Source organism: Nocardia aurea (assembly GCF_003123685.1).
In the GTDB taxonomy this organism is placed as follows: domain Bacteria; phylum Actinomycetota; class Actinomycetes; order Mycobacteriales; family Mycobacteriaceae; genus Nocardia; species Nocardia aurea.
In genome coordinates, this window is sequence record NZ_QCYJ01000133.1 from 1 (window position 1) to 8,597 (window position 8,597).

Genomic DNA, 8,597 nt, shown 5'->3' on the forward strand with positions numbered 1-8,597 from the left:
CAGGACCGGCGGCACGGCGCCGAGCAGGCTCTCGCCGAGGCCGGGCGCGACCCGCTGGCGCTCGTCGAGATCGCGATGCCGGCGATGACGGCGAAGGCGGGGCAGCAGGCCGCCGAGAAGCTGCTGTCCGGGGGCGCGCTGCCCGACGCGCTGTTCTGCGCCAACGACCTGCTCGCCCTGGGCGTGCTGCGGGGGCTGCTGCAGGCGGGCGTCGGGGTGCCCGGCGACGTCTCGCTGATCGGCTACGACGACATCGACTTCGCCTCCGCCTCGGCCGTGGCGCTGTCGTCGGTCCGGCAGCCCACCTACCAGCTGGGCCGGGTCGCCACCGAGCTGCTGCTGGACGAGTGCGACAACCCGGAGACGCACGCGCACCAGCAGGTCATGTTCCAGCCGGAACTCGTCGTGCGGGAGTCCACGCGGTAGGTTGTGGCCCTAACCGGAATGACGGGGGTTGGGGCGTTATGTCCAACGTTGTGCGTCACGTACTGGGAGTGGTCGCCGGGATCCTGCTGCCTCCGCTGATCGCCGTCGGGTTGATCTACGGCACCACCGAGATGCTCATCAACTTCCGGGATCTGATCATCTCGTGGACCGGGTTCGGCGCGCTCGCGGGCTCGGGGATCCTGTTCGCCGTTCTCGTCTCCTCGCGGCTGTCTCCGGTCGCCTCGCTCCTCGGCGGGCTCGGGTTCCTGGCGCTCGGCGGGCTGCCGCTCGTGGAGCTCTGGGGCACCCGGCTGCTGCCCGACGCGCTGACGAGGGGGACGCTCAGCACCGGATTCCTCACGCTGGGCTATGCGGGGATCTTCCTGTTCCTCGCGGTGGTGCTGCTGGTGGCCTCGGTGTTCCCGTCGCGGTGGCGCTCCGCCGGGCCCGTCGTGGTGACGCCCGGCTACGGCCCGCCCCCGGTGGGGGCGCCCGGACAGGGCGCGCCTCCGCCGTACTACTCCCCCGCGCCCGAGGACGTCACCCGCCCGATGCACCGCGAGTGACGTCGCGCGGCCCGGCCGCCGGTGCGGGGATCTGCCAGCTGGCAGAATGCCGCCATGCGCGACACGAAGATCGGCGACTTCCTGGCCCGGCTGGCCGACCGGGTGCCGGCGCCCGGCGGCGGCGCCACGGCGGCGCTGCACGCGGCGCAGGCGGCGGCCCTGCTCGGCATGGTGGCCCGCTACAGCACCGGCGAGAAGTACGCCGCGCACGCGGAGACCGTCGCCGCCGTGACGGCCGAGACCGACACGCTGCGTGAGCGGGGGCTGCGGCTCGCCGAGGAGGACGCCGCGGCGTTCACCGCGGTCACGGACGCCTACCGGCTGCCCAAGGGCGAGGAGCGCGGCGCCGCCATCGCGGCGGCTCTAGCCGGCGCGGCCAGGCCGCCCGCCGAGGTGGTGAAGGCGGCCACCCGGCTGGTCGAGCTCTGCGAGACGCTGCTGCCGATCGGCAACCGGAACGTGGTCACCGACGTCGCCGCGGCGGCGGAGGCGGCGCGGGCGGCGCTGACCACGGCACGGGTGAACGTCGAGGTCAACATGGGCGGGATCCGGGACGAGCGGGTGCTCGCCGGCCTGCGCGAGTGTCTGGCGGGGGTCGACGCGGCGGTGGAACGGGCCGAACGGGTGACGGCGAGCGTACGACGGGAGCTGAAGGCGTGACGGTGGGAACGGGCGCGGGTTCCGCGGGGACGGAGCTGCGGGGCCGGGAGGTGGCGGCGGCGATCAGGGCCGAGACCGCCGAGCGGGTGGCCGCGGGCCCGCGGCCCGTGCTGGCCGTGGTGGTGGCCACCGCCGACGAGGCGACCCTGTGGTACGTACGATCGATCGCCAAGGCGGCGGCGGGCGTGGGCATCGCCTGCGACGTCGTGGACCTCGGCCCCGGCGCGCGGCCGGAGGAGATCCGGGCGACGCTGGAGCGGCTCGGCGGCGACCCGGGCGTGCACGGCCTCATGCTGCAGACCCCGCTTCCCGAGGGCGCGTCGGCACAGGAGCTGGCCGCCGCCGTCGATCCGGCCAAGGACGTCGACGGCGCGAACCCGCTGTCGCTCGGCCGGCTGACCGCCGGGCTGCCCGCGTTCGCGCCCGCCACGGCGGCGGCGGTGATGGCGCTGCTCGACCACCACGGCGTGGAGCTGCGGGGCGCGCGGGCCGTGGTGGTGGGCCGGTCCACCGTGGTGGGCAAGCCGCTGGCGCACCTCCTGCTCGACCGGCACTGCACGGTCACCGTCTGCCATTCGCGCACCCGCGACCTGGCGTCCGTCACCTCCACCGCCGAGGTGCTGGTGGCCGCGGTGGGCCGGGCCGGGCTGATCGGCGCCGAGCACGTGGCCCCCGGCGCGATCGTGATCGACGTCGGCACCAATCCCACGCCGGACGGCGGCCTGACGGGGGACGTCGACTTCGACGCGGTCATCGGCAGGGCGGGCGCGCTCACGCCGGTGCCCGGCGGGGTCGGCCCGGTCACCACGGCGATCCTCCTGCGTCACACCGCGATGGCGGCGGGTCCGGAGGGCCGCGATGTCCGGTGACGTGCTGGTCGTGCAGAGCAGCAGGAGCGGCGACCCCGGCCGGTTCCGCGGGTGGCTGGAGGAGGCCGGGCTGCGGCTGGACGTGGTCCACACCTACGACGGCACCGCCCTGCCCGGCACGCTCCGGCACGACGCGATGATCGTGCTGGGTGGCGGCTACCTCCCCGGCGAGGACGACCGCGCGCCCTGGCTGGCGACCGCGCGGAGCCTGGTGGCCCAGGCGTTGGCCCGGAACGTCCCCTTCTTCGGCATCTGCCTGGGCGGGCAGATGCTCGCCCAGGTCGCCGGGGGCGAGGTGACGGGCAGAGCGGGCGCGCCCGAGAACGGCAGCGTCCCGGTCGCGCTCCGGCCCGAGGCGGCGAGCGATCCGCTCTTCCACGGCCTGCCCCCGGTGGTGCCCGCCATCGAGCACCACGTGGACGCGGTCACCGCGCTGCCGACGAACGCCACCTGGCTCGCCGAGACCGCCGCCTGCCCGTACCAGGCGTTCCGGGTGGGCGAGCGGGCGTGGGGCGTGCAGTTCCATCCCGAGGTGCTGCCGGAGCGCGTCCGCGTCTGGAAGGTGGACGGCTTCGACCCCGACGAGGTGTACGCCGGGGCGGTGGCCGACGAACCGGTCTCCACCCCGATCTGGCACGAGGTGGCCGGTCGCTTCGCGGACCTCGTCCTGCGCGCGGGCCCGCGCACGCTCAGCGCGGACGGTCAGCCCGCGTAGGCCCGGGACGGCCGGTCGGCCCGACCACGCTCGGGCGGATGGTCAGCCCGCGTAGACGTCGTAGCCGAGCTTGCCCGCCACCGCCAGGCCGCAGATGGCGGCCAGGTAGCGCAGGCTCTGGCCGGGCAGCCGCCTGGCGATCTTCGGCCCGAACCACCCGCCGAGCAGGAACCCGGCCGCCAGCGGCGCCGCCGCTCCCCAGTCGACCGGGCCGAACAGCGCGAACCCCAGCGCGGCCACCGCGTTGGCCAGCCCGGCCAGCACGTTCTTGACCGCGTTGGTCCTGGCGGGCGTCTGGCCGAGCATGGCGGCCAGCACCGCGAACATGAGGATGCCACCCGCTGCGCCGAAGTAGCCCGTGTAGACGGCCACGGCGAACAGCGCGACCCGGGTCAGCACCCCGTGCTCGCTGTGCCGCCGTCCGGTGGGCGGGCGGACCAGCAGGAGGGAGGCGGCCGCGATCAGCCACGGGGCGATCATCTCGAACGTCCGCGACGGCGTGACCAGGAGCAGGAACGCTCCAGCGGCCCCGCCGAGGGCGGTGATCCAGCCGAGCCTGACCACCCGGGGGCCCTGACCGGCCAGCTCCGGCCGTGACCCGGCCGCCGCGCCCAGGCCGGTGAACAGCAGGGCCACCGTGTTCGTGACGTTCGCGGCGAGCGGGGGGAGCCCGAACGCCAGCAGCGCGGGATAGGACACGATCGACGCCAGGCTCACCACCGTGCTGACCACCCCGGCCACCGCGCCCACCCCGAGCAGGCCCAGGACCTCTCCGCCGATCACCCCGACATGCTAGGTGATGTCCGTTTCATCCCCGAAGTCGGGTGTCGCGCCCCGACAAAGCCCCGGGGGAACCTCCCGTGTGTGGCGATCAGTGCCGGATCCGTCCGCCGCACGGCCGGTGCGGCCCTCGCTGGGCGCCCGTGGCACTGCCTAAGGTGAGGCGCATGACGCTGACTAAAGGCGGCAGCGGGCGGGTGATCGTGCTGGTGCAGCCGGAGGTGAACCTGCTCGATCTGGCCGGTCCGGTCCAGGCGTTCGACGCCGCGACGCACCTGGGCGCGCCGTACCGGCTGGAGTACGTCGCCGAGCGGCCGGACATGGTCACGGCGCAGGGGCTGCGGCTGGCCGGGCTGGGGCCGCTCGGCGAGGTCGGCCACGCGGACCTGGTGCTCGTGCCGGGGCACCGGGTGTACCCGCCGGGGCCGGGACGGCCGCTGGTCTCCGGCTCCGTCATCGGGTGGCTGACCGGCGCCCACGCCGCCGGAGCCCGCGTCGCCTCCGTCTGCAGCGGGGCCGCGGCGCTCGGTGAGGCCGGGCTGCTCGACGGGCGCCGGTGCACCACCCACTGGACGCTGATCGACGCGATGCGCGAGCGCTACCCCGCCGCCCGGGTGCAGGAGGCCGTCCTGTACGTGCACGACGGGCCGATCAGCACCAGCGCGGGCATCTCCACCGGGCTCGACCTGGCGCTGTCGCTCATCGAGCGCGACCACGGCCCCGGGCTGACCGCCCAGGTGGCCAGGCAGCTCGTCGTCTACCTGCGCCGGTCGGGCACGGACCGGCAGGTCAGCGCCTTCCTGGAGTACCGGTCGCACCTCAACACGGCCGTACACCGGGTGCAGGACCACGTGGCGCAGCACCTCGACAGGCCGCACACCCTGGCCGAGCTCGCCGCCGTGGCGCATCTGTCGCCGCGCGGGCTGACCCGCGCCTTCACCGCCACGATCGGGATCACGCCGCAGGAGTACCGCCAGCGGCTCCGGCTGGAGCTGGCCGCCACCCTGCTGGCGGAGACGGCCCTGACCGTGGAGGCGGTGTCGGCCCGGTGCGGCTTCCGCGATCCGCGCCACTTCCGGCGGGTGTTCACGGCCAGGTACGGCGTGCCGCCATCGGCCTCCCGCCTCGCACCGACCTGACCGCCGGGCCCCCACAGCCGCGGGCGTACCGGCGTCCACCCGGGCGGCCACAGCCCGAATTCACTGCCCGAGTTCAACTGCCCGAGTTCACTCGCCAAGGAGAGTTCCATGGTCAACGCCGTGCTTCGTCGTGCCCGCACACCGCTGCGCGTCCTGGCCGGCCTGCTGCTGGCCGGCGCCGTACTGACCGGCGCGGGCTTCGGGGGGGTCGCGGCGACCATGGGCGAGAGCTTCCCGTCCGGGCCCGTTGCGCCTCCGGCGCGGGGATGGCCCGAGGCCGCAGGGGTCCCGTCCGGGCGGACGGTCGTCGCGGTGGCCCTGGGCGCGAGCGGTTCGGTGGTCGGTGACGTGCTGCCGCCGTACGAGGTGTTCGCCCGGTCGGACAGGTTCGCCGTCTACACCGTGGCCGCCCGCAGGGAGCCGGTCGCCCTGTCGGGCGGGCTGCGCGTGCTTCCGGACCGCACGTTCGAGGAGGTGACCGCAGACGCCGCGCTCCGTCCGGACGTGGTGGTGGCGCCCGCCGTCGTCGAGCCCCGGGGCGAGCGGGAGGCGCCGCTGCGTGCGTGGATCGCCCGGCTGGCGGCGGGAGGCTCCCGGATCCTGGGCGTGTGCGCGGGCTCGGACCTGCTGGCCGCCACCGGCGTGCTGGACGGCCGGCGGGCGACCTCGTTCTGGGACCGGATCGGCTCCCTGGAGAAGTCCGACCCCGAGGTGAGGTGGGTGCGCGGGCAGCGCTACGTCCAGGACGGCCCGATCACCACGACCGCCGGGGTCACCTCGGGCATCGCCGGAGCGCTGCGCCTGGTCGAGCAGCTGGCCGGGGCCGGGGAGGCAGCGCGCATAGGCCGGGATCTCGCCTACCCGGGCTGGTCGCCGGGCGGCTCGACGGCCATCCCGGTGAACGCTCCGGCGGTGTCCGACCTGCCGTACGTGCTCAACGCCGCCTTCCCGTGGTGGCGGCCTGCCATCGGCGTCACGCTGACCGAGGGCGCCGGTGAGACGGACCTCGCGGCCGCGTTCGAGGTCTACTCCGGAACGTCGTTCGCCGCCCGTACGATCGCGGTCGCCGCGGAGCGGACGGCCAGGACCCGGCACGGGATGCTGCTCCTGGCCCAGCCGGTCGGTTCCGGCGCCTCCTCCTCGCTGGACCGCCTGGTCGTGCCGGGGGTGCGTGACGCGGGCGGGATCGACCCGCGGCTGGCCGCGTGGGCCGCGCGGCGCGGGCTCCGCCCCGAACTGCCGCACCGGGGCGGCGGTCCCGGGCGGCCGGCCTTCGACCCGGTGCTGCTCGACCTCGCCGCCTGGGGTGACCGGGCCACGGCCCGCGCCACCGCCAAGTTCACGGAGTATCCCGCGGACCACCTCGACCTGAGCGGTCCCGCCTGGCCGTGGCGGCCGACCATGCTGCTGGCCCTCGCCCTGGCGCTCGCCCTCGCCCTCGCCCTGGCCGTGGCCGTCCTCGCCTCGCGGGCGGCGAGGCGTCTCTCCTCCCGCGGAGGTGAGGGGCGCCGTCCCTCCGTCGCCGCACGGGGCGACGTGGCCCAGCCCGATCCGTCGTCGCGCTGACCCCTGGCGGCGTAGATTCGATCACGTGCGTGTCGGCTCGACGTGCACTACCACGGCGACGAGCGGCTGGCCGCCGCCGTCGTGGTGCTCGACGCGGGCACGCTGTCGGTGGTCGAGCAGGTGGTGGTGCCGGGCGAGGCGCGCTTCCCGTACGTTCCGGGGCTGTTCGCCTTCCGGGAGCTGCCCGCGCTGGTGGAGGCGCTCGAACGCCTGACGGTCACACCTGACCTGCTGGTCTGCGACGGGTACGGCCTGGCGCACCCTCGCGGGTTCGGCCTGGCGTGTCACGTGGGCGTGCTGACCGGCCTGCCGGCGCTGGGTGTCGGCAAGACGCCGTTCGTCGGCGCGCACCAGCCCCGGCCCGGAGCGCCTCTCGCCCCGCTTCCGCCTCCCGGAGCCCGTACGCGCGGCCGACCACCTCGCCCGGCACGGCGGCTGACCGATCCGGAGGCCCGGACGGGGCGGTGGGCGTCCGAGGGGCTTGCCGCGCAGCACCGAGCCGGCGGCTGTGAGAACGTCCTTCAGGCACGGCGGGCGTCTTCACGAGTCCCGCGCGCCGCCGGGATCGAGCGCGGGCAGCGGGTCGGGCAGGGAGCCTTCCAGCCGGAGGCGGCCGCCGGCGGCTTCGAGCGCGCCCGCCAGGACGCGGGCCGTGGCGAGGTCGGCGAAGGTCAGGCCGGTCACGTCGATGACCACCGCGCCACCAGCGTGACCGGCGTCATCGGCGTGACCGCCGGCCGGGGCCGGTGAGGTGTCGGCCGCCAGGGCCTCGGTGACCAGGGGCTCCACCACAGCTGCCAGGGCCTCGGCGTTGGTGCGGTCGGCGGCGCCGTTCAGCACCAGCCCGCGGGGGGTGCGGCGCATGCGCAGCAGCGGCGCCCACTCCTCCAGGCTGCCCGCTCCGGCCGTGGCCGCGCCCGGGTGGGCGGCGCTGATCCGCTCCAGCTCCGCGTGGGTGAACAGCCTGCGGTCGTAGCAGCACAGCGCCATCGCGTAGCCGCCTGAGAAGATCTGGTTGGCCTGCGCCTCGTACCGGGCCAGCCGGTCGACGTCCACGACGGGGCGGACGGTCCAGCCCATGTCGGCCGCCACGCGCAGCCCGCCGTAGCCGTCCGCCCGTGCCTGGTCGATGGCCGTGGTCCAGCCCTTCAGGGCGCGTTCGGGCTCGAAGGGGCCGCTGGCGAGGTAGGAACCGTCGGCGCCCGTCACGCGCAGTTGTCCCGTGCTGAGCGGCTGCCGCACCTCCACCCCGTACGCCTGCGCCGCGGCGAGGAACGCCGGAGGCAGGAAGGTGTCGGTGAAGTAGAGGACCTGGTCGCCGCGCGCCAACCCGGTGCGGACGAACCGGACCAGTGCCCTCAGATGCCGTTCGTGGTCGTCGAAGGTCCAGCAGACATGGTCGCCCGGCAGGAGCCGGTCGACTGTGGTGGGATCTGCCATGAACCGCTTCTCGTCATCGGGGGGATCGGCGTGCGCGCTCACCGTGCCACTCTGGGGCACCCCTCTCCGTGCCCGCCTGATCTCCACTCTAACAAGGCACATGACCGCCCAATAGCCCACAAAATGGGAGTCCGTCACCCCAGGGAGACGGTGACGTCGATCGCGCCCGTGTGCGGGATGCGCAGGGCGTGGAAACGGCGCCGGGCGTCGCGGAAGTACGTCGGCGAGCCCGCGCTGAGCGTCGCCGGACGGGCTCCGCCCCACCGGAACCTGATCAGCGTGTCACCGCGGCGCACGTCGAGGCCGTCGGCCGTGGCGTTCGTCGAGCCGCCGTGCGCGGCCTTGGTGCCGTCGGTGAAGGTGAGCGTGTCGGTGGGGAGCAGGACGAGCGGGATCTGCTCGGTCGCCGCCGCGGTGGAGCGGACCGACCTGCGCA

Annotated in this window: 10 protein-coding genes and 1 pseudogene; 8 read left to right on the top strand and 3 right to left on the bottom strand. The window is 75.2% G+C overall.

Going from position 1 to position 8,597, the window contains the following annotated elements; genetic code table 11:
- The 5 genes from DAT37_RS35875 to DAT37_RS35895 form a co-directional block, all read left to right on the top strand.
- Positions 1-426 (top strand): substrate-binding domain-containing protein (locus DAT37_RS35875; protein ID WP_198654603.1); only part of this gene is annotated, 426 nt, incomplete at its 5' end.
- A gap of 38 nt (positions 427-464) precedes the next feature.
- The gene (locus DAT37_RS35880; RefSeq protein ID WP_109529399.1) at positions 465-992 is read left to right on the top strand and encodes a hypothetical protein; all 528 of its coding nucleotides are present in this window, start codon (positions 465-467) and stop codon (positions 990-992) included.
- Between the two features lie 54 nt (positions 993-1,046).
- Positions 1,047-1,652 (top strand): cyclodeaminase/cyclohydrolase family protein, encoded by a 606-nt coding sequence (locus DAT37_RS35885; protein WP_109529400.1) that lies wholly within the window; start codon positions 1,047-1,049, stop codon positions 1,650-1,652.
- A gap of 2 nt (positions 1,653-1,654) precedes the next feature.
- Positions 1,655-2,521 (top strand): bifunctional 5,10-methylenetetrahydrofolate dehydrogenase/5,10-methenyltetrahydrofolate cyclohydrolase, encoded by an 867-nt coding sequence (locus tag DAT37_RS35890; protein ID WP_232840211.1) that lies wholly within the window; start codon positions 1,655-1,657, stop codon positions 2,519-2,521.
- A complete protein-coding gene (locus DAT37_RS35895) occupies positions 2,511-3,236 on the top strand; it encodes a type 1 glutamine amidotransferase (RefSeq protein WP_109529402.1) in 726 nt (241 codons plus the stop codon). The genes DAT37_RS35890 and DAT37_RS35895 overlap by 11 nt, the downstream gene beginning before the upstream one ends.
- Positions 3,237-3,278: 42 nt before the next feature.
- Here DAT37_RS35895 and DAT37_RS35900 read toward each other — a convergent pair whose 3' ends face one another.
- A complete protein-coding gene (locus tag DAT37_RS35900) occupies positions 3,279-4,019 on the bottom strand; it encodes a sulfite exporter TauE/SafE family protein (protein WP_109529403.1) in 741 nt (246 codons plus the stop codon).
- 164 nt (positions 4,020-4,183) lie between these two features.
- Here DAT37_RS35900 and DAT37_RS35905 point away from each other — a divergent pair, with 164 nt between their 5' ends.
- The 3 genes and pseudogenes from DAT37_RS35905 to DAT37_RS45830 form a co-directional block, all read left to right on the top strand.
- Positions 4,184-5,155: a GlxA family transcriptional regulator gene (locus DAT37_RS35905; RefSeq protein WP_109529404.1), complete on the top strand. Its 972-nt coding sequence runs from the start codon at positions 4,184-4,186 to the stop codon at positions 5,153-5,155.
- A gap of 108 nt (positions 5,156-5,263) precedes the next feature.
- Positions 5,264-6,721 carry a DJ-1/PfpI family protein gene (locus tag DAT37_RS35910; RefSeq protein WP_109529405.1) on the top strand — a complete coding sequence of 486 codons (1,458 nt, stop codon included), beginning with the start codon at positions 5,264-5,266 and terminating at the stop codon, positions 6,719-6,721.
- 84 nt (positions 6,722-6,805) lie between these two features.
- Positions 6,806-7,021: pseudogene (locus DAT37_RS45830) on the top strand (endonuclease V); the annotation flags it as partial.
- A 240-nt stretch (positions 7,022-7,261) separates the two neighbouring features.
- Here DAT37_RS45830 and DAT37_RS35920 read toward each other — a convergent pair.
- A complete protein-coding gene (locus DAT37_RS35920; protein WP_198654604.1) occupies positions 7,262-8,203 on the bottom strand; it encodes an MEDS domain-containing protein in 942 nt (313 codons plus the stop codon).
- 92 nt (positions 8,204-8,295) lie between these two features.
- A partial coding sequence (locus DAT37_RS35925; protein WP_198654605.1) for a hypothetical protein occupies positions 8,296-8,597 on the bottom strand: 302 nt, incomplete at its 5' end.